This is a genomic window from Pseudomonas sp. Kh14, from assembly GCF_900291005.1.
In the GTDB taxonomy this organism is placed as follows: domain Bacteria; phylum Pseudomonadota; class Gammaproteobacteria; order Pseudomonadales; family Pseudomonadaceae; genus Aquipseudomonas; species Aquipseudomonas alloputida.
Genome location: NZ_OLKJ01000024.1, coordinates 111,856 through 130,446, shown reverse-complemented (window position 1 = coordinate 130,446; position 18,591 = coordinate 111,856). Strand labels below are relative to the sequence as shown.

22 protein-coding genes are annotated in these 18,591 nt (G+C 59.4%); 4 read left to right on the top strand and 18 right to left on the bottom strand.

All coding sequences use genetic code 11. The features are described from left to right. Position 1 precedes the first annotated feature (1 nt). From FQ668_RS11740 to FQ668_RS11730, 3 genes are all read left to right on the top strand, one after another. Positions 2-1,081 carry a patatin-like phospholipase family protein gene (locus FQ668_RS11740; RefSeq protein ID WP_019437440.1) on the top strand — a complete coding sequence of 360 codons (1,080 nt, stop codon included), beginning with the start codon at positions 2-4 and terminating at the stop codon, positions 1,079-1,081. Between the two features lie 235 nt (positions 1,082-1,316). Continuing rightward, positions 1,317-2,504 carry a tyrosine-type recombinase/integrase gene (locus FQ668_RS11735; RefSeq protein ID WP_144180258.1) on the top strand — a complete coding sequence of 396 codons (1,188 nt, stop codon included), beginning with the start codon at positions 1,317-1,319 and terminating at the stop codon, positions 2,502-2,504. Positions 2,505-2,517: 13 nt separating this feature from the next. Beyond that, positions 2,518-3,273, top strand: a complete 756-nt coding sequence (locus tag FQ668_RS11730; protein ID WP_144180255.1) for a DUF2971 domain-containing protein — start codon at positions 2,518-2,520, stop codon at positions 3,271-3,273. Positions 3,274-3,312: 39 nt separating this feature from the next. On the opposite strand, the gene FQ668_RS11725 is transcribed toward FQ668_RS11730, so the two are convergent. From FQ668_RS11725 to FQ668_RS11685, 9 genes are all read right to left on the bottom strand, one after another. After that, positions 3,313-3,522, bottom strand: a complete 210-nt coding sequence (locus tag FQ668_RS11725) for a hypothetical protein (RefSeq protein WP_144180251.1) — start codon at positions 3,520-3,522, stop codon at positions 3,313-3,315. Continuing rightward, complete coding sequence (locus tag FQ668_RS11720; RefSeq protein ID WP_144180248.1) at positions 3,519-3,812, bottom strand: hypothetical protein; 294 nt, start codon at positions 3,810-3,812, stop codon at positions 3,519-3,521. Before FQ668_RS11720 ends, FQ668_RS11725 begins: the two co-directional genes overlap by 4 nt. A gap of 65 nt (positions 3,813-3,877) precedes the next feature. Continuing rightward, positions 3,878-4,378, bottom strand: a complete 501-nt coding sequence (locus FQ668_RS11715; protein ID WP_144180245.1) for a DUF2514 domain-containing protein — start codon at positions 4,376-4,378, stop codon at positions 3,878-3,880. Continuing rightward, positions 4,375-4,806, bottom strand: a complete 432-nt coding sequence (locus FQ668_RS11710; RefSeq protein ID WP_144180242.1) for a lysozyme — start codon at positions 4,804-4,806, stop codon at positions 4,375-4,377. The genes FQ668_RS11715 and FQ668_RS11710 overlap by 4 nt, the downstream gene beginning before the upstream one ends. Before the next feature lie 100 nt (positions 4,807-4,906). Beyond that, a complete protein-coding gene (locus FQ668_RS11705) occupies positions 4,907-5,662 on the bottom strand; it encodes a hypothetical protein (protein ID WP_144180240.1) in 756 nt (251 codons plus the stop codon). A 14-nt stretch (positions 5,663-5,676) separates the two neighbouring features. After that, complete coding sequence (locus FQ668_RS28975) at positions 5,677-7,449, bottom strand: SGNH/GDSL hydrolase family protein (RefSeq protein ID WP_256677188.1); 1,773 nt, start codon at positions 7,447-7,449, stop codon at positions 5,677-5,679. A 43-nt stretch (positions 7,450-7,492) separates the two neighbouring features. Next, complete coding sequence (locus FQ668_RS11695) at positions 7,493-7,975, bottom strand: hypothetical protein (RefSeq protein WP_144180238.1); 483 nt, start codon at positions 7,973-7,975, stop codon at positions 7,493-7,495. 11 nt (positions 7,976-7,986) lie between these two features. Beyond that, complete coding sequence (locus tag FQ668_RS11690; protein ID WP_144180235.1) at positions 7,987-11,085, bottom strand: host specificity factor TipJ family phage tail protein; 3,099 nt, start codon at positions 11,083-11,085, stop codon at positions 7,987-7,989. After that, on the bottom strand, positions 11,057-11,476 hold the full coding sequence (locus FQ668_RS11685) for a hypothetical protein (RefSeq protein ID WP_144180232.1): 420 nt from the start codon (positions 11,474-11,476) through the stop codon (positions 11,057-11,059). The genes FQ668_RS11690 and FQ668_RS11685 overlap by 29 nt, the downstream gene beginning before the upstream one ends. A gap of 78 nt (positions 11,477-11,554) precedes the next feature. Between FQ668_RS11685 and FQ668_RS11680 the strand changes: the two genes are divergently transcribed. Beyond that, a complete protein-coding gene (locus FQ668_RS11680; protein ID WP_144180229.1) occupies positions 11,555-11,800 on the top strand; it encodes a hypothetical protein in 246 nt (81 codons plus the stop codon). Positions 11,801-11,859: 59 nt separating this feature from the next. Here the strand turns inward: FQ668_RS11680 and FQ668_RS11675 are convergent, their stop codons facing one another. From FQ668_RS11675 to FQ668_RS11630, 9 genes are all read right to left on the bottom strand, one after another. After that, a complete protein-coding gene (locus FQ668_RS11675) occupies positions 11,860-12,342 on the bottom strand; it encodes a DUF1833 family protein (protein WP_012053483.1) in 483 nt (160 codons plus the stop codon). Continuing rightward, positions 12,339-14,747, bottom strand: coding sequence for a phage tail tape measure protein (locus tag FQ668_RS11670; RefSeq protein WP_144180226.1), 2,409 nt, complete (start codon positions 14,745-14,747; stop codon positions 12,339-12,341). Before FQ668_RS11670 ends, FQ668_RS11675 begins: the two co-directional genes overlap by 4 nt. A 43-nt stretch (positions 14,748-14,790) precedes the next feature. After that, positions 14,791-15,594 carry a DUF6694 family lipoprotein gene (locus FQ668_RS11665; RefSeq protein WP_144180223.1) on the bottom strand — a complete coding sequence of 268 codons (804 nt, stop codon included), beginning with the start codon at positions 15,592-15,594 and terminating at the stop codon, positions 14,791-14,793. A 281-nt stretch (positions 15,595-15,875) separates the two neighbouring features. After that, positions 15,876-16,352, bottom strand: a complete 477-nt coding sequence (locus FQ668_RS11655; RefSeq protein WP_144180217.1) for a phage tail assembly chaperone family protein, TAC — start codon at positions 16,350-16,352, stop codon at positions 15,876-15,878. 8 nt (positions 16,353-16,360) lie between these two features. Then, a complete protein-coding gene (locus FQ668_RS11650) occupies positions 16,361-16,876 on the bottom strand; it encodes a phage tail tube protein (protein ID WP_144180214.1) in 516 nt (171 codons plus the stop codon). A gap of 52 nt (positions 16,877-16,928) precedes the next feature. Beyond that, positions 16,929-17,297: a DUF3168 domain-containing protein gene (locus tag FQ668_RS11645; RefSeq protein ID WP_144180211.1), complete on the bottom strand. Its 369-nt coding sequence runs from the start codon at positions 17,295-17,297 to the stop codon at positions 16,929-16,931. Then, positions 17,294-17,779: an HK97-gp10 family putative phage morphogenesis protein gene (locus FQ668_RS11640; RefSeq protein WP_144180208.1), complete on the bottom strand. Its 486-nt coding sequence runs from the start codon at positions 17,777-17,779 to the stop codon at positions 17,294-17,296. Before FQ668_RS11640 ends, FQ668_RS11645 begins: the two co-directional genes overlap by 4 nt. After that, positions 17,772-18,113 (bottom strand): phage head closure protein, encoded by a 342-nt coding sequence (locus FQ668_RS11635; protein ID WP_144180205.1) that lies wholly within the window; start codon positions 18,111-18,113, stop codon positions 17,772-17,774. The genes FQ668_RS11640 and FQ668_RS11635 overlap by 8 nt, the downstream gene beginning before the upstream one ends. After that, a complete protein-coding gene (locus tag FQ668_RS11630; protein ID WP_144180202.1) occupies positions 18,113-18,589 on the bottom strand; it encodes a head-tail connector protein in 477 nt (158 codons plus the stop codon). Before FQ668_RS11630 ends, FQ668_RS11635 begins: the two co-directional genes overlap by 1 nt. Positions 18,590-18,591: the final 2 nt, after the last annotated feature.

Below are 18,591 nucleotides of genomic sequence, written 5' to 3'. Positions count from 1 at the left end.
CATGAGCGCCATCCACATCAAATACCCCGCCCTCACCTTCAAGGCCGGCCAGCGTGCCTTGCGACACATCCGCGAGCGCGGCCTGCAAGCGGCCGATGTCGGGGTATTGCCGGGCGCGGCGGGTGGGCCGAAGCCGCTGGGCATCCAGGGCCTGGACCTGGCGCTGTTCGGCGAGTTGCTACCCTCGGCACCCCGTCAGCGTGCCCTGATCGGCGCATCGATCGGTGCCTGGCGCTTCGCCAGCGCCTGCCTCGACGACCCGGTCGCCGGCATCCGCCGCCTGGGCGAGCTATACACCGAGCAGGATTTCGCCAAGGGCGTCACCCCGGCCGAAATCAGCCGCAGTTGCCAACGCATGCTCGATGACCTGCTGGAGGGCCGCGACGGCCAGCTGCTGGCCAACCCGCACTACCGCCTGAACATCCTGGTGGTGAAAAGCCACGGCCAGCTCGCTCACGACCATCGCGGCCGCCTGGGGCTGGGCCTGGGCTCGGTGGTTGCCAGTAACCTCCTGGGCCGTTCGCGCCTGGCCCGCCACTTCGAGCGCATCATTCTGCACGATGGGCGCGCCGCGCCTCCGCTCGACACGCTGACCGACTTCCCCTCACGCTACCTGCCGCTGGACTTGACCAACCTGCGCCACGCCCTGCTCGCTTCCGGGTCGATACCGATGGTCATGCAGGGCGTGAAAGACATCCCCGGTGCCGGCGCCGGCACCTACCGCGACGGCGGCCTGCTCGACTATCACCTCGACCTGCCCTATCGCGGCGACGACCTGGTGCTGTACCCGCACTTCACCGACAAGGTGGTACCCGGCTGGTTCGACAAGGCCCTGCCTTGGCGCAAGGGCGATGCCACCCGCCTGCAAAACGTGCTGCTGATGACGCCTTCGCCGCAATACCTGGCAGCCCTGCCCTACGGCAAACTGCCCGACCGCAACGACTTCAAGCGCTTCATGGGCGATGCGCCAGGGCGCAAGCGCTATTGGTACAAGGCCATTGCCGAGAGCCAGCGCCTGGGGGATGAACTTCTGGAACTGACCGCCACCGGGCGGCTGCATGAACGCCTGCAAGCCTTGTAGCGGCCATGCTGGTAGACTGCGCGCATTATTGATTCACACAGAGTTATGACAGCGTGGAAATTTTCAAGGATTCCACAGTGGATTCCCGCCTAAAACCGGACAATCCCGAAAGAACGAAAGGCGCCCGTATATGGGCGCTTTTCTGTCCTTAATCGTCCCGGTATGACTCTCCACATCCTCCGATAATTAGTACATCATCCAGTACATCGACCAACCAAGCAGAGGCAATGTACTAGTGGCGCTCACGGACACCGCGGCCAGGCAGGCCAAGCCCCGGGAAAAGGGCTACACCTTGGCGGACTCGCTGGGGCTCACTCTCTACGTGGCTGAGACCGGCGTGAAGAGCTGGCACTTCAGGTTCACCTGGCTTGGCAAGCAGGCCAGGATTTCGCTTGGGACTTACCCAGAGATCGGATTAAAGGAAGCGCGTGCGCGGCGAGATGAGGCGCGCGAAGACGTTGCGCAGGGCAAAGACCCGCGCGAATCAAGGAGGGAAAAGAAGGTAGAGCGCCTGGGCGCCAAAGAGAGGACTTTCCGCCGCGTCTACGAGGAGTGGCTGGAATTCAGGAAGGGAGGCCTGACCGAGTCAACGGTCAAGGTGATTTCTAACGCGATGGAACTGGATGTACTACCTGCTTTCGGCCTGCGCCAGATAGACAGCATCAAGCGCGCGGACGTGATCACCCTGATCCGGAGGATAGAGCGGCGCGGCTCAATCACCACAGCAGTTAAAACAAGGCAGTGGATCGGCCAGGTGTTCCGCTATGCCGTCGCGATCGGGATGATTGAGATCAACCCCACGGCGGAAATGCACGCTGTGACTGAGAAAATGGCTCCGCACAAGAACCGGCCCTTTCTCGCATTCACGGAGATGCCGGCCATCATCAAGGCCATTGAGGAAAGTGAGTCTGGCCTACAGCTGCAGTGCGCCACCAAGCTGCTCATCCTAACCGCCTGCCGGCCAGCAGAGGTGCGCAAGGCTGAATGGTCGGAGATTGACCTAGATACAGCGACCTGGTCCATCCCTGCCAGCAAGATGAAGATGCGGCGCGACCATGTGGTACCGCTGTCGCGCCAGGCTGTCGAGTTACTGCGATCGATGCTGCCGATATCCGGCGGTTTGAAATACGTGTTTCCGAACCGAACCGATGCCGTGCGCCCGATCGGCATCAACTACGCGGTGAACCTGATGGACAGGTGCGGCTATACCGGCCGGCAATCTCCGCACGGCTTCCGACATCTGTTTTCCACGGAGATGAACAGCCGCGGCTATAACAAGGACTGGATCGAGCGGCAACTGGCCCACGCCGACAGCAGTGCCATCCGGGATGTGTACAACCACGCAAGCTATCTAGACCATCGTAGAGTAATGATGCAAGATTGGGCCGACCTAGTTTTCAATATCAAAACAACATCCGCATAGACACGAACGACAAATGATCCTCTACAAATACATGAGTGCCGAAGGTCTTTCGGCAACAATTTCCGGACTTACAGTTAGATTTACCGCGCCATACTTCTTCAATGACCCTTTTGACTGCGCAATTTCAAATTATCGAACTGAAGAAAAGCATGATTTCGTAAATCTGAATAACTCACTTCGGATCATGCAAAATAGATATAGATTAGGGGCGCTCTGCCTAACTAGAGCTCCATTTAATTTGCTAATGTGGGCTCATTACGCTGACAACCATAAGGGCGCAGTTGTAGGAATCGACACATCACGTGCTGGACTAGAGTGCAATGAGTCAAACATTATCACTGCACAGTCAGGCTCGGTTATATATACCTCAGTACGCCCATCCACTGCCGGAATAGAGCTACCTTCCGAGGTCAATTCTACTAGCGACAGGTCAACATTGGAAAAAATGTTCCTCCAAAAATCCATTCACTGGGCTTATGAAGAAGAAGTACGAATTCTGAGAGTCATACACAAAGAATATGATGAGTTCACTATTTTCGACAACAGCATGGCTCACCGAGACGTAACAATACCGAAAGAGGCAATCAAGGAAATATATCTTGGCTCAAGATTCGAAGCAACAGCTACTAACAAGGAGTTAGTCAGAACAATTTCCGAAGAATTCCAACTGGAAAGATTCGCGAAATGCTATCTAGACAACGTAAAGTGGGATATAAAAGCCAAAGCAATCACCAAGTCATTAGCCGCATTAGGGATTTACTTTTTTTAGGGCATTAACCTTGGACCGGAACAAGGTATTCTATATATCCTATCCCAGATCGACACCTACCAACGCCCACAGCCTGGCCGACTCGACGATCTCAAGCATGTCGACCAGGTCGCCCTCATCAACTTCCTGTCGCCGGTGAGCTGCATAGGCCATTTCACTGAGCACAGTCGCTCGTCCATCAGGGTCATTTATCAGGGCCACCTGGTCGTCCAGTTCCGCCACCCAGGCCTGTGGTATTCCCACCATCATTCTACCCTGCACCACCAGGACTGCGCGTAGAGCACGCCGTCGACCTCCTCCACCCCGTTGATGTTGATGCCGAGCTGGGCCATGCCGTTGACCTTCGCGTCATGCAGTCGGGGGATGATGTCCGGACCAGGCGACGGGTTGAACACCCAAGCCTGTGTCGATACCCGTCCCAGCGGCTCGCTGTGGTGATCGCCGATGTGGATGTCGGCACGCAGAGGCGTGATCTTCCCAAGCTGATTTGAAGGGATAGCCACGCCATTGACGCGACGGCGCACAAGGAGGAAGTACATAGGACACCAATACTGTATATAGATACAGTATCTTACCCACTGTTTTTGCCTAAGAGCAATGCCAGTCAGCCAGGCGGGATCAAGGCATCGTACTCGCGCCCGCACTGCTGGCCGGCAATGAGGGCGCGGTCATAAGCTTGCGCCAGCTCTCGATTCGTAGCGACAGACCGGTCGAGCAGGTCGGAGAGCACCATGGCGGCGCGGGTGGCTGCCTGGCCTCGGGCGATAGCGGCGGTATCCGTGCCGGGGCAACTGACGGCGGCAGCGAACTGGGTGGATTCACTGCGCAGCCGCTGACCGGCAGCATCGGCAACAGCAGCGCCAGCATCAGCAATGGTTCTTTCTTCATGGGCCTTCAGCCTCGCCTCTTGCTGCGCATCTGCGCTACGATGTTCTTCCTGGCGCGCGGCGCGCTCGCCAATTACTTCTGCCAGTCGATCGCCGCTGTCACGCTCCGCTGATTTCTGGACAGCCTGGGCAAGTTCCACCGATCGACCGTGTTCGTACGCCGCCCAATGGGATACCAGCAACAGCGCCACCACTCCGGACAGCACCCAGCCGTTCACGCCGCCCCCAGGAACAGATCTCGCTCAGCGGCCCGCCGGCGGACCAGGCCCGCCAGCACCTGCCCGCCAGCCTTGTTCCAGCGCGGGAACTGGTCGGCAGCGGCAGCGTAGTTGCCCGCATTGAGCAGCCGGCGGAGCGTGGACGATTCGAGGTTGGCCGCGCCCAGGTTGTAGGTGAAGCTCATCAGGGCGTCCCACTGGTTTTGGCTCAGCGGCGCGGTGACCAGGCGCTGCACCTCTGGCTCGAAGCGCTGTACGTCGTTCAGCAGCATGCGTTCGGCCTGCTCCTTGGTGATCGTCATTCCCGACTTCACGCCGCGGGTGGCGCCGTAGCCGATGGTCCAGACGCCGACAGAATCCTGGTAGGCCTGCAGGCGCAGGCCCTCAAACGACTTTATGAGGCTCAAGCCACGTTGCGATGTGCGCATGGGTTCCTCCAGGCACGAAAAAAACCCGCACATGGCGGGCTGCATGAATGTCAGGCACAAAAAAACCGCTCAAGGCGTCCGATGGGTCTTGCAGGCTGGGTTACACCGAAATGCCCAATCGGGTGGTCCGTTTGCGCATCGCCTCTGCAACCAGGGCCATCTCTGCATCGGTCAGTGCCACCGAATAGATGGCCACTGCCGAAATATCCACCTCACCGCCAAAGGTCGAAGACGCGCCACCGATGCGGATCACCGAGTCGCTCAGGATACGCCTGGTGACAGCGGTACTTGCCGCGCTAGCGTTGCGGGTGAGGTTAAACGCCTGGGTGAGGTTCGCGCTCGCTCGTACGGCACGAAGCCCCCAGCTCGTAGGCACATCGCCTGCGAGGTTTGCAGCGCCAGAGGTTGGCGATCCGGTGGATCCAAGGCGGCCAGCATTGCCGGTAACCGAGTCGCCAGCGCCATGGAACAACGACACGCCATAGCCAGCCCCCGGCACGGTCGGATCAACCGAGTTGCCTGTGAATCCGCCAGCATAGAACGGTGAATCCGGCCCGCCGCCCGGGGCCGCTGGCGGCGTGCTTACCGCCTTGCCGATGACCATGATCGTCATTTCGGTACTGTCGGGGATCTGCGTCTTCAAGAAGTTGACTAGGCCCTTGAAGCGGCCGTGAGTGGCGAATGCCACTGGTGCGCCTGTGACCTCGGCGTCGGGCTTGTTGATGGCACGGTTCCTGGAGAAGCGGCTGGCATCGGTGTCGAATGTGAACCAGCCCTCCAGGCCGCGGGTGACCGGGGGAATCACTTTAGAGTTCCACGGTGCAACGGTGTCTTTGGCGATCAGCTTGATACCCATGAATGTTCCTCTGTTCAGATCAGATTGAGTGCAGCGGCGGCGATGTATGGCGCCAGCGCTTGGAAAGTCGCGATACGGGAGGCCTGCCACGGGTGGACAGGGTCCGACCAGTCGACGGCATAGAAGCCGTCCTCGCCGGCGGCGCCGGCAGCCGAGAAGGAGTAACCCACGTCTGGGTTTGTCAGCGCCCAGAGTGGCGCCAGCAGGGTTTTCGCATCAGCTCGATCAGCAATCGACTTCTGCATGGCTCGGATCAGCGGCAGGTAATGGCTGGTCCAAAGCGCGTTCCTGTCCGCACTCACGGCGGTGCCAGGTACAAACCGGATGATCTTCGCGTTCGGCCAGGCCGCGCGGATCTGGTCATGCATGATCGTGTCATTGCTGAGGACATGGCCGTAGATCGTTGCTGCGGTACGGTCGCGAACATCGTTGGTGCCCAGGCCCTGAAGCACGATGTCAGGCGTTGCCAGGCCAAACCGCGACTGATAGAACGCCGGGTCGAACACATAGCCATTCCGGACGATCGATGATGGATCACTGCCAGTTGCAGCACGCGCAAACGGGTTGCGGTCGCGCTGGTCTGTTTTGGACATTTCCTTGTATGCATCCTCTTGCCCAGGCGGCAGGATGATCGCGCGATCGGTAATGGCGTTCGTGTAGTCGCCGGTCTCCCAGCCCTCACGGGCCTCGCCAAGTTCGCCCGTAGTGTCGCCGGCATTGCTGGCGACCGCCGATCCCTTCATGGTGCCGATGAACTGCGGCGTCAGGCCGAGGGCCTGCAGGAACTGCTTGAGGTAGTAGCCGCCCTGCCGGTTGCAGATCGAGTCGCCGATGATCAGTATCTTCGGGCTCAGGGGTACCGTCTGCACTGGGACGTTCTTCAGCGTCAGGGGCATGAAGCGCCGGGTGCTGGGGGACTCGAGGTCGCGCAAATTCAGCACTGCGCCAGAACCATACTGCTGGCCGTTGATCGTCAGCACTTCCCCCTTTTCACTCGCCGCCGTGGTGGTGCTGGCCACGCTCGCCTCTACCGAAGTAGCGTCCTGCCGGCGCGGCAGCATGTTCTGGGCGTAAAGCTTCTGGTCGTAGAGGTCCGAGGTCACGATCAGCGGCGAAAACATCAGACCCAGGTTGAAAGGCGGGATACGCGCAACCTGTTCTTGTTCACCTGGTTGCGGAAGGACACCGCCCTCGGCATCAGTGGAGAACGTACCCGGCATGTCGGTGCGCTCGCCTTCAAATTCCCCGCCAACAATGACCCGGTTGTCGTCGACGTAGACGATGACACTTCCATCATCAGTAGTAATTACTGTGGGAATGCTGTCATTTGCGATCTCAAAGGCAGTCGTTGAGAGACGCTTGCTGGTCAGCGAGAGATGGCTACCCCCGCCCTCGTCATCGACTACGTCGAGAATCCGGGTTTCCGGGGCAGTAACAGACTGCGATTGAACCAGCTGGCTGATGTTTCGCAGCGCCGTCATGTTGGGATACTCATCCATGAAGGTCGCCGTCCCGCCATCATTCCGGTACAGGGTGACGTAACCGTCAACGGCCGCCGATGCGACACTGAAGTAACCTTGGTCGGGCGTGCCGGCCAGGCCGAGCGCAACGGTCGTGTAGATCAGCGCGCCACTCATCTGCGTCGATAGGTCAGCCAGCACCTTTGCATTCGTCGGGCGCTGCACCCCTCCCCCGACATGAACCATCTTGATCTCTTCGGACAGGAACAACTCGTTTGCCGTGTCGATCGTTTGTGTCAAGCGCGCGAGATCTTCTGCTCCGCTCATGTTTACTCCAGGCGAAAAAAAGCCCACCGAAGTGGGCATAGAATTAGGTAGCCGTGGCGCCTGGCCAAGACTTGGTGTACCAGCGTTCCAGCAAGGCTCGGAGCTGGGCGGTCATTACCGTGATCGGCATGCCGGCAAGCAGAGAGGTGAATTCCGCCTCGTCGACGATGGGCAATTCGAACAGTTCGAGCTCGGCGGTATAGCGCCAGAGATCGACGCCGACCAACTCCGGCACCACCGGCGTATCCGTGAACCGGGCACGGTTCGGCTGGAGTCCCAGCGGGGTTTTGAGCGGACAGAGAAACCAATCCGCCCACTTGATTCCCCACTTGCGCCAACCATCGAACAGTTTTGCCTCGGTGGCCGTGAACATCCAAGAGACGTTCACCAGGGTGGGAACCGTCCGGTAGCGCCGCCGCTGCATGGCCCTGCCGGTGACCAGCGGCGTTCGCTCGATGGGGCTCACCGGTGCGAACCCATATCCTTCGCGCAACGGCAGCGGAAGGTCGTCAGGTATCGAAAGCATCAGGCCATTCCTCAGGTCGGAGCGAAGTTATCGTCGTCGGCATACACCCGCACGTCGTAGTTCACGGCCTCAACATCGGCGGTGAAGTCTTTGTACTTAATGGAATCGATCAGGATCGGGTAACTCCAGCGGGTGGTCGTGCCGAACTGCAGGTGCGGCGGCTCGATGTCCCACGACAGATCCGGAACGAAGTCGAGCTGAGGAACCGTCAGCCTGGTCTCGTCGACCCGGGTCGCCGGCCATGGGCCGCTTAGCGTGCCATCTGGCCGGCGAAGGCCAACAACGTGGCTAGCCCCCTCTTCCCACGGCAGCGGCTCCGAACTCTCCAAAAGGGTCAGGTCATTGCCCTCCTGAAAGTCGATCAGCAATGAGCTCTGTCCGTATCCAGGTATGTCGTCAGAGGCGGCGCAGTAGCTCTTGTACCGGCTGTTCATCGCGGCGAGTTCCGTAGAGAACGTGTAGCCGTGACGTTGGTACTTGTACCGCCGCCGCTGCCGCATCCCGATCCGCCAAGCCCGATCGCGGTTAATCACCCCTCTCAGCGTGATCTTCTCTGTCTTCAGGCCCTGGTCACCAGGCAGACGGCACTTCACCGTTTCCTTCTGCCAGGTGTCCTCGTCCATGTACTCGACATCTACCCCGTCGTAGTCGTCTGGCCGCACCGTGGTGAACTTACGGACCAGTCTCGCCACCATGCTCTGCGGCGTGTACAGGTGCTCGTACACCGACCTCGGTTCGTCACGCACGGGGCGTATCAGCCCACGGTCTATGGTCAACTCAGCAAAGCCGGCCATCAGTGCAGTGTTTAGCGCCTCAAGCACCGTTTCCTGGCCATTCACCTCAAGGTCGAATTTGTCACCACGCGCCCGCCAAATAGCATCCAGGCGGTCCAGTTCGGCCAGGTCAAGGTCGTTGTCGGTATAACCAATGCTGCGAGCGACGTGAGCGAGCCACGCCACGATGTCCCTGGTGGGTGTTTCGACAGCCCAAGCGCCTCCGCTGCGCACCGGCAGCACCCGGGTTGGCCGGACCGAGACCATAGTCTGGGATTGAGCCGAAAGCCGGTTGCTGCCCTTGATGTACACCACCATAACCGTGACGCCTTCATAGCGCCGCGGCGCTCGCTCGATCCGGGCGCGCAGGCCAAACCACTGGACCCGATCCTGCTTGTTGGAGCTGGTCGACTCCTCACCAATACGCCGCGTGCGGACCTCTGGACGCATGGCGGCCGGAATGGAAATTTTCTGAGTGAACCCAATCTGATCAGGAGATGTGGCGGTATACGTCGCCGTGACTGAGGTCCAAGCGCCTGCGGTGTCAATATCTCGGTACTGGGTCTCTACCTTCACACTTACCTGGCGCGGATTGCCGTTCTTGTCCGTGTAGCGAATAAGGCCTTGCGGGAAGAAGTGATCGACCTCAATACGCCGGGTTACCTCTCCTTCAGGCAACGCAGCAATTGGACCAGACCAGTCGCCCTCGGTGGTTGAGCCATCAAGGACGATGTTCACATCATTGGTTTCGATCGGGTCGAAACCTTCCCATTCGTCATCTACGGCGCCGGTGTCAGTCAAGCGTGCGACGGTGATGGCGGACGGCCCGTGCGCTTCGTTTTCCGGAGTGCCCTCATCATCCTCCTCTGAATCGTCGGAAACCGCAGTGATGCGATACCGAAGGTCGCGGTAGCCGATGGTCGATAGCAACTCCCCAACCTGCAGGCCGATAACCGGCGCACCGCCGTCGTATGCCAAGGTCATCTTCGCGAACTGGCCATCAGTCGCAGCTTCCGACTTGGTACCTGTTACGAACACCGGACTGGCCCCGAAAATGTCCGAAGTCGTTCCAGTAAGGCCCAGTCCAACGCCACTGAAAGGCGCGGCCTGCTCGGCAATACGCAGCAGACCAGCAGAAGCACTCGCCACCAGCGGCGTACCAGCCAATGCGCTGTTCACCGCCGACACCAAGCCGGCCAGATTGGTGGTGGCCGTGTTCAGCGTTACGGGAAACGTGCTCGCGCCGCGAGTCACGGTGAAGCTCAGCGGCACGACATCGAAGTTGAAGCGGTTCGGCGCCGCGCTGCCGGTCACCATGGACGCGCTACCGGGCACTTCCGGAGAGCCAGGCACTGCCGGGTCGTAGGTGGCCACCACATACTCCCCAGCGTTGGCACCGGCAATTTCGATCTTCATGCCAACAAAGGGCAGCAGCATAGGTAGGTGCTTACCGCTGATCACCGTTGCGCTGCCATCGGCGGGTACGGTGAAAGTGTACGGGTAAGGCACCTCAATGCGAGCGATCATGCCGCCCGCCCAGCCGACCGGGAACCACCCAGCGCCCTCCGGGACGGTGATCACAAAGTCACTCGCCTGGACGGCATTGCCAGAGAACTGCTGCTGGACTGCGACCGTGGTAGTCAATGTCAGCCCAGCATTGCCGGTGTTGGTCGCCCCAACCTCGGTTGCGCTATGCCACCACTGGGCAGCTGTCTCGCTGGCCAAGTCTTCGCCGGGGCCATAAATCGCGTAGCTGGCGGTACCGCCAAGGGAAGCGATCGGCGTGTCCCCGACCAGGATATCGCTGGGCAACACCTGGTATTTGCCCCTGCCGATGCACAACAGCAATTCCGCCCATTGCTCGGTGGGATCACCGAAGTATCGATGAACCGGCGCCAGCAGGTCCGGGAACCGTTTCGGCGAGCCTGCCAGTTCTGGGATCACATCATTCAGTGCGGGCAGGTTACCCTTCACCGTCGACAGGTTCAGCTCCTTCGAGCTCCGGTTCTGCATGTTGGGCGTGGCCGGCTTAACCGGGTCGAACGGGTTGCCCAGACCAAACAATTTCGCCAGCGGGCCAGGCTTGAAGATGGTCTTGAGAGAGCTGCCCTTTGGCTCGATGTAGATTGCCACTTGGTCATCCGGTCCAACCTCCGTTTCACACCAGGCGGACGGTTCAACCAGTTCACCGTTCACCAGGATGCTGATCGGCGGTACCGGCCTTGGCTCGTAACCCTTGACCTTGGCCTTCAGCCACGCCTCTAGGGTCGTGGCCTGCTCCAACGGATGGCGCTCAAGCGGCCCGCCTTCAAGCTTGCTCGGGAAGATCTCGATCACGATGGTATTTGACCTTTGGGTAGGATCGCTCGAAGTCGATCAGGCGCATGTTGGTTACCCCAGCAACGGGGTTGGTCTCGAAGACCCGCAGCTCGCCATCAATCAGGACGACCACACCGACGTGTGTGCACAGCCCACCATGAATCACGGCAGCAATTGCCCCCGGAACTGGTGGTCCAACTGGCATCAGGTTGGAGTACTTGGCATAGGCCTTGGCGGATGAGCGAAGGTCCCGGCGGTCGATTGGCCCGAAAGAAGGCAGAGGCGGCAGGCCGAGCACCTCCCCGCGGATAGCCAGGACCAGGCCCCAGCAGTCGAGCAGATATCGGCCGCCCACGACCTCACCTCGCGCCCCGTCTTCATACGTCGCGGTGAAATATTTGTCGTACATGGGAATCCAGACTGGGCAAATAGCCAGTAACGCACCATCTCTAGGTCGTAGTAGCTTTGCCAAAAAAGGAGTTTTGCAATGACAAGAGAATTTGAAGCTGAAAAAACGGTTGCAGAGTACATGGCCGAAAAGCGACCAGGGGAGAAAGTAACCATCAAGTTCCAGGGTTCAGCGTCGCCTGTCACTGCCCGATTCGAATTCACAGGGGGATGGATCATCGAGCAGAAGTTGTATCCTGGAATGCCCCTGGAGTTCATCAAGGGGGAGGATCACCACCTCAAGAACCTTACAATCACTATCGAGCCTTACGATGGATTGAAGTGAAGCGTGGGCAGGCATTGCATTTATTACCCTAACAGCTGTTGTCATGGTTCACCCTCCAATCAGAGATATGTCAGCCCAGGGGCGAAGTCGGTGGTGTAGCGGAACCTGTTCCACATCATGTTGATCAGGTCGTAATAGCCGGCCTCGATCTGGATCGTAGGGCCATCCATGGTCCCGCCGAACGATGTCATCCGGTATGGCCTGTCAGCGGGCTCGCCGGGAATGCTGTACAGGTACTCGCGGTAAACGATGGTGACCCTGGCCTCGGCTTCGAGTGATGCATCGATCAGTTGCTGCGCTTCACCCGTTACGTTGTCGATAACGAATGTCAGCGTCTGTGCACCGCTGTTGTCCTTGGCTGGCAACGCCACGTCGATAGCCGAGGCCAGGAACGTGACTGTTTTGCCTGCCTCGGTCGTTGCCCGGAAGTCTTCGAAGTCCTGCACCAGGTAGAGCGTCTTGTCCCAGGCAGGGCAGGAAATCTCCAGTGTTGGAACTATGTCATCCCCACCCGATGCATAAACAACTTCAAGCGCCGTCATTTCGGGTCCCTCCTCAAGCCGTAGGCAGCCCCGGCGGCGCGACTCACCTTGCCGGTGCCGCGGGCGAACCCGCTGGCGATCCTGTCCTCAGCAGCGTCAAGGATTACTGCCAGTTCGCCTTCGGACATCTCCCGGCGAGCACGAACCGGCGGAGCGTTGTTGATGATCTTCAGCGCCCCAGGCTGGGTCGAGTTTTTCGCCACGCTATCCAATGTGCGGTCAAGCTTCGCGCTGGTTTCGGCGGTGGTAACCCGTTCGCCCTTCTTCAAGTTCCAGGTGCCATCAGCCGGCACATAATCGATGCCGTCGTGCGCCTGGCCATCCAGCGAGGCGCCAACAGCGGACATCAGCACACCAGCGGCGCCGGCGGCGGCAATTGCAGCACCAGGTGCAATCGCTGGACCCACGAAGGGAACACCGATCATGGAAACGAAGGCGTTCAGGGCAGCCATAGCTACCTGCGCGGCGGCGAAGGATAAAAGCGCGTTGCCCATGGATTGAATGAACGTTGAGGCGAAGCCCTCGATATCGAGCTTTCCGGTCTCGGCCCACTCGGTGACAGCATCCGTCAGGTTGGCCAAGGTATCGGCGCCGACCTGCTGCATGCTGCCATAAAGGTCCATCGCTGCTTCGGCCTGGGTGGCAAAGCCGCTGAGGAAGCCGGCCGTACCATTGAGCTGCAGCTTGTCGATATCCTCGTAGTACTTCTCCTGCATGGCCCGGCGTTTTTCCAAGGCTTTTTCGAGGATGTCGTTCTCGCGTTCGTACGCCGAATCCGACACGTCGCCGGCTTCATGCCGCTGACGAAGATCCTCAAGCTGGTCCTGGTAGTCCTGCTCGATCGCCAGCATGTCCAGGGCGCGCTGCTTCATCTCGTCGCTGCTGTAGGCATTCAGCAGTGGCGCATCCAGTGCGCGCTGGTCAATGTCCAGCTGCCTCTTCACGCTGGCATCAAACCCGGCGACCGCCTTGTCATCCTCCTTGGCCTGCTTCAACTTTTTCAGCTGGTCCAGCTCAGCGGCCAGGCCCTTCAGGCGCTCCTGCTGCTTGGCGCTCAGCCCGGTGAGGTTTCCAGACTCCAGTTCAAACTGTAGCTTTGCAACCTCGGTGGCCTCCTTGCGCTTGTCGGTCTCGGTGTTGATTAGGGCGATCTGTCGCTTGTAGCCCTCTTCCGCAGTATCGAATTGACCCTGCAGCTTCTTGGCGGCCTGCTCTGCCGCCTTTGCCGCAGCCAGAGCTTCGGCAGTCGGTGCCTTGAACGTGCCCTTGGCGCCTTCCTTGTTCACCAGGGAAAGCGCCCCAGCAATTTCCTTGATCTTTCCACTCGCTTGCCCGGACGAGCCAGCCTGGTCAACACGTACCCAAAGCTTGTTGTAACGCTCGTCCAGCTTGTCCAAGTCCTTGCCGACATCGCCAGCAAGCCTTGACGAGTTCTCCTTGATCTTGTCGATGGCCTCGAGCGGTTTCGACAGGTCGACGCCCTCTAACGAACCACCGACGATGTCCACCAACCCGGAGATGGACTTGCCGGTGAGCTCAACGGCGTATGCCAAGGCCAGGGCAGTCTTCGCGCCGAAGTCCATCACCACGCGCAGGCCGTCCGACAGCGCCGTCATCGTCTCCGTATCCTGGCTCAGGTCGAATAGGATGTCCGAATAGCCGCTCAGCGTAGGCATCAATGCCGAGGCAAGCTGGTTTTTGATGCCGGCCATGGATTGCTGAGCCAGCCAACCAGCAGCTGCAAGGTTCTGCGTCGCAGCGATGGTCTTCTGATCCATGATCGCGCCGGCTTTCTCGGCCGCATCGCCCAGGACGTCGAATCCTGCTCCGTTGTCGCGGAGTAACGGCAGGAGCAACGTGGCGTCGTTCGCCAGCGATTCCATCTGCTGGGTCATTTCGGCCTGACTAAGGCCGGCCTTCTCGAGACTGGTTGCAAAGAGCTGCAGAGCCTGTGGCCCGGAGAGGTTGCGGAACTGTTCGGCGGTGACACCAACCTTCGGCGCGATAGTCTTGAAGAAGTCTTGCAGCTCCCCCCCACCGTTCAGCAGGAAATCGCCAACCTTGTCGTTCACATCCTTGAGGATGTCGGCGAACTTGTCCGACTCAATGCCTACTGCCTTAGCGCCAGCCGCATATCGCTGAAACTCGTCGGTATTGCTTCCCGCGACTGCCGATAGGCGGCTGATCTCACTGGCCGCTGATACCGTTGAAACCGTGAAAGCAGCAAGCGCCGTTACACCAGCAGCGACTGCAGCACCGATTGCCGTGCCAACTGCTTTAGCGTTTTTCTCTACATCCTTCCGCCAATTTGATGAGCTTCTGCCAGCCTTATCAAGGCCCTCTACAAAACCACCAACTTTGGCAATAACATCGAGAGTCAGGGTGCCCAGTGATCTAGATGCCATCTTTTTCTCCGGGCATAAAAAAACCCGCCGAAGCGGGTTTAATTTAGTTTGGGTACTGTTTTTTTAGAGACTCCAATCTTGCGGCGTCTCGCTCGTCAAACTGGCCTGATCCGAATAAAGGTTCGTTATCAGCTCCGTCTAGGCGAACAACCTCAACCGTGAACATTGCGTCTTTCGGAGGATCAACGTCGCCCCACTTACTAAATTGATTGGGTGCGAGAGACCAGCTCTGCGCTTCCCCTGGTTCAACACCACCCGAGATTTCGTAATTGAAGCTCTCGACAAGCCAAGGAACAGATCGTCCCGGAGAAGCGATCGTACCTTTGAAGTAAGCTCTGGATACAGCTTGTCCTGTCCCGTTCTTGATGGAAACCTCAATGATGGGCTTCTCACGAAAGCTATACTCTTCTGTCCGCTTGTAGAATCTGGACTTAAGCACTTCAAACTTTTTCAACTGTTCTGCAGCTTTGTCAGACTCTGCCTTTTTCTTTTCGAGATCTAGAATTTCCGAGAGAGCCTGTTGACGCTCACGCTCAGCTCTTTCCGCTCGAACGCGATCGGCCTCAGCAGAAACCTCCTTCGCGCCCTTACCACCAAGAGATGTACGCATTTCAGTGGCAATATCTTCAGCGTTTGTCCGACCACTCATAACGTCTTTGAAGTCCACGCCCTGCATAGCGAGATACATTATGTCAGAGGTGAACTTACTTCTTTCTGCTACAGGAAGGCTCTGGGAGATCTTGTCAATGGACTTTTTGAAAGCCTCCTCAGAGCTACCATCGATCTTGGGCTCGCCGCACCCCGACAAAGCTCCACACAATACTGCTAAAGCAAGCACACGGCGCATCTGTATTCCCTCACATTGAAAGCGCCGGAGCATATCAAAGTGCCGCCACCGTGTAGAACCCAATTAGCCCCAGGAGCTCATCGCTTCTACGAGTGTGATTTCCCGGTCGTCGTGGTCATGCGGAGCAAAGTCCGCAACTGTGTAGGGCGACGGGCGCTTCTGTGGGTCTCGATGAAGATTGGCCGTCAACGCCGCGAGCACAGCCACGGATCGCTCGATGCGCATACCAAGGTGCAAGGAGCCGCGGCGCCGGCGAAACCTCACCCAAGACCGAAACTCGCTCAGGCTGAGGGATTCTTTCGCCTGCGCGATCGTGGGCCCACCGACGCCGGAGAGGACGAGCTCGTGCCAGATTTCGTCGAGTTCGGTGAGCTCGTCGTCTTTCCCAGGTCATTGACCTCCTGGATAGCGAAGAGCAGCGCTACCGAAAGCGCACCATCAAGTGAGCCCATACGCTTGGTGCTTTTCGGATCTTTCGCGAGCTCGACCGGATCAAGCGGGCCATGGGTAATGTCCATGGGGCTGCTGAACACCGGATTGCCCTCTTCGTCGCAGATCGAGGCCGCGATCTTGCCGGCAATACTGTCCTGCTTTCCGTTGAACGAGAGCACATCGCTCACGGCAGTCTGGTAGCCGAGTGGACGAACGAATACGGTTGCATCAAAGTCGGTGCCGTTCTGGCGCCACTTGATCTTCTTTTCCACTGGGCGACCAGTGAAGGAGCCAGCGCTTTTCAGCGCGTCGAGTGTCAACTTCATGGGTTACCTCAGCTTGTCGACTTTGGAATCCAGACGCCACGGCCAGAGCGCTGGATAGTGGCGGCCGTGCTCACGACAGAGTTCGCGGCAAAGTCGAACGGGAAGTCCGACACGTAGCCTTCGAAGATGTACCAGGTGCGGTTAGTCGGCAGTTCGAAGTCATCACCAGCGGTGTTAACCGTTGGCAGCGAGGTCGGCTCACCATCTGCATCAACCGGCCCATCGGACCAACCAATGGCCCACTTCTGCTTGGTGTCAGCGTCCGACTCGGACAGCTGGTGCAGTCGTACATGGCTGGCGTTGGCCGGGTCAGCATTCACGGTCAAGGCGGCCTGGCCCGGGGTACGCAATCCCTTTTTGTAGGTTCGATCCTTGTCCTTGAGGCAGGTGTCCTCGATGGAGTCCGCCGGGTTTCCGCCAGGGTTGAAGGCCGTGGCGCACTCAACCTCGAGCACTGCCATCGGTCCCGTAGGGGTGGGCTTATCCAGCACGAACACCTGCGTGCCTTGGGTCAAAATCGACATGGTTGTCTCCTGTCGGACAAAGAAAAGCCCGCACTCGGCGGGCCGGGTTTGCTCAGCGGCGGACTATCCAGTCCACGTCGAAGCTGGTTCGATAATTCTTTGTGGTGGGGTCGCGCGCCTCGCCACCCCAGCGTGTGACATTGGCGCGCAGCTCAATGGCATCGCGAATCGCATCGCGAACTTTGCGAACCGAGGTGCCGGTGGTGCCATACACATCGATCTGCAACGAGAACCCGTCTACATCTGGGCGGCCAGCCAGGTAGTTCTCCGGGCTGCCGTTCACCAGCTGCCAGACCGCATATGGCTTAGCCACACCCTCCGGAGCCTCTCCAAAGGAATACAGCCGCAGCGCAGCACCGACACCGAGCAATGCAGTCACACCTGCAGCCCGGGAGCACACTTCAAAAATGGGGGCAGTCATTTGGATACGGCCTTCTTCGCAGCGCGCCGGATGGCGCGGTCTATCGCCTTCTCGTACTCAGTGACGAAGGTGTTGGTGGCCTCGCTGATGCTGTTGGCCAGCGCAGGCCGCATGAACGGCACAGCGACCATGCTCTCAGTCCCGAATTCGATCAGACGCCAGTGCGGCGTGGGCGAGTTCGGACTAAGGTCACCGCCGTCTTTGAGCACGGCGCCGTGCAGCACACCGATCCGGAAGCCGAGGTCTCCGGTCTGCTTGAACAACTTGCCGTTCCAGCGCAGAGCGATGTTGTCAGAGATCGACCGGCCGGTTGCCTTGTCGTCGATCCGCTCGGCGCCTTCCTTGGCCTTCTGCATCACCACCTGGGCGGCCTTGCGCAATGCGGCACGACCACCCTTGCGGCGAACGTCGTAGCTGACCGAGTCCAGCTTCCCCAGCAGGCTATCCAAGCCGGTGATGCTGAACTCGACGTTGTCAGCCATCTTTCACCCCTTTCGACACGAGGATGGTGAGGTATTCCTGACCTGACTTATCGTCTTCTAGGGGCGGGCCTTCGATGCTGTACACCTCGCCGCGGTAGATGATGCGCATAGAGGGCAGCACGCCTTGGCGATACCGGATCACCATACGCGCCGTGGCTTCGGACTGGGCCGCCTTCACCGCTACCAGATCGCGAGCTGATAACGGCTCAACCCGGGCCGGGCACCTTGGCCACTTCGACACCCAGTCAGGCTCACCGAACTCACCGCTTTCTTCGTCGCGGACGGCGATGAACTCCTCGATGTCGATCCGGTGCCGTAGCTTGCCGGCCTGCATCACACACCCATCCGGATGCGGTGCGGCATCAGCAGATGCTGGGACGCCAGCGGCAGCTCGGTGGCAATGGTGCCGGTGACGACATCTTCGCGGTTGGCGAACAAGTGGCCCAGCTTGAGCAAGCAGGCCGCCTGGATCTGGGCATTGATCACCATGCCATAGGCGATTGCGTCGGCCTGGTCGTAGGCGTCGGCCAGCACCTGCCGGGCATGCTCGAGCAGGCGGCAGCGTAGCGCATGGTCCGGCTCGGCCTCGGCGTCAGCCACGGCGGCGGCATTCGCCTCTTTGGCCGCCCGCATCGCCGCCGGAACGCCGGCACGGGCCTGGTCGAGCGCTACCTGATCCAGATAGAAGCGTCGATTGAGGAATTGCATCGCCGCCCCTTCTGCCGCCTCAAGCTGCGCCTGGACTAGCACCTGGTCGTCTGGCTCGGCCAGCAGGTGATGCATGGCGATGTCGATGGAAATGACGGACATGA

Excerpts from the sequence above, each read along its gene's own strand:
- FQ668_RS11740 (WP_019437440.1), top strand. The coding sequence starts at position 2 with ATGAGCGCCATCCACATCAAATACCCCGCCCTCACCTTCAAGGCCGGC.
- FQ668_RS11730 (WP_144180255.1), top strand. The coding sequence starts at position 2,518 with ATGATCCTCTACAAATACATGAGTGCCGAAGGTCTTTCGGCAACAATT.
- FQ668_RS11725 (WP_144180251.1), bottom strand. The coding sequence starts at position 3,522 with ATGATGGTGGGAATACCACAGGCCTGGGTGGCGGAACTGGACGACCAG.
- FQ668_RS11720 (WP_144180248.1), bottom strand. The coding sequence starts at position 3,812 with ATGTACTTCCTCCTTGTGCGCCGTCGCGTCAATGGCGTGGCTATCCCT.
- FQ668_RS11710 (WP_144180242.1), bottom strand. The coding sequence starts at position 4,806 with ATGCGCACATCGCAACGTGGCTTGAGCCTCATAAAGTCGTTTGAGGGC.
- FQ668_RS11705 (WP_144180240.1), bottom strand. The coding sequence starts at position 5,662 with ATGGGTATCAAGCTGATCGCCAAAGACACCGTTGCACCGTGGAACTCT.
- FQ668_RS28975 (WP_256677188.1), bottom strand. The coding sequence starts at position 7,449 with ATGAGCGGAGCAGAAGATCTCGCGCGCTTGACACAAACGATCGACACG.
- FQ668_RS11695 (WP_144180238.1), bottom strand. The coding sequence starts at position 7,975 with ATGCTTTCGATACCTGACGACCTTCCGCTGCCGTTGCGCGAAGGATAT.
- FQ668_RS11685 (WP_144180232.1), bottom strand. The coding sequence starts at position 11,476 with ATGTACGACAAATATTTCACCGCGACGTATGAAGACGGGGCGCGAGGT.
- FQ668_RS11680 (WP_144180229.1), top strand. The coding sequence starts at position 11,555 with ATGACAAGAGAATTTGAAGCTGAAAAAACGGTTGCAGAGTACATGGCC.
- FQ668_RS11675 (WP_012053483.1), bottom strand. The coding sequence starts at position 12,342 with ATGACGGCGCTTGAAGTTGTTTATGCATCGGGTGGGGATGACATAGTT.
- FQ668_RS11670 (WP_144180226.1), bottom strand. The coding sequence starts at position 14,747 with ATGGCATCTAGATCACTGGGCACCCTGACTCTCGATGTTATTGCCAAA.
- FQ668_RS11665 (WP_144180223.1), bottom strand. The coding sequence starts at position 15,594 with ATGCGCCGTGTGCTTGCTTTAGCAGTATTGTGTGGAGCTTTGTCGGGG.
- FQ668_RS11655 (WP_144180217.1), bottom strand. The coding sequence starts at position 16,352 with ATGAAGTTGACACTCGACGCGCTGAAAAGCGCTGGCTCCTTCACTGGT.
- FQ668_RS11650 (WP_144180214.1), bottom strand. The coding sequence starts at position 16,876 with ATGTCGATTTTGACCCAAGGCACGCAGGTGTTCGTGCTGGATAAGCCC.
- FQ668_RS11645 (WP_144180211.1), bottom strand. The coding sequence starts at position 17,297 with ATGACTGCCCCCATTTTTGAAGTGTGCTCCCGGGCTGCAGGTGTGACT.
- FQ668_RS11640 (WP_144180208.1), bottom strand. The coding sequence starts at position 17,779 with ATGGCTGACAACGTCGAGTTCAGCATCACCGGCTTGGATAGCCTGCTG.
- FQ668_RS11635 (WP_144180205.1), bottom strand. The coding sequence starts at position 18,113 with ATGCAGGCCGGCAAGCTACGGCACCGGATCGACATCGAGGAGTTCATC.
- FQ668_RS11630 (WP_144180202.1), bottom strand. The coding sequence starts at position 18,589 with ATGTCCGTCATTTCCATCGACATCGCCATGCATCACCTGCTGGCCGAG.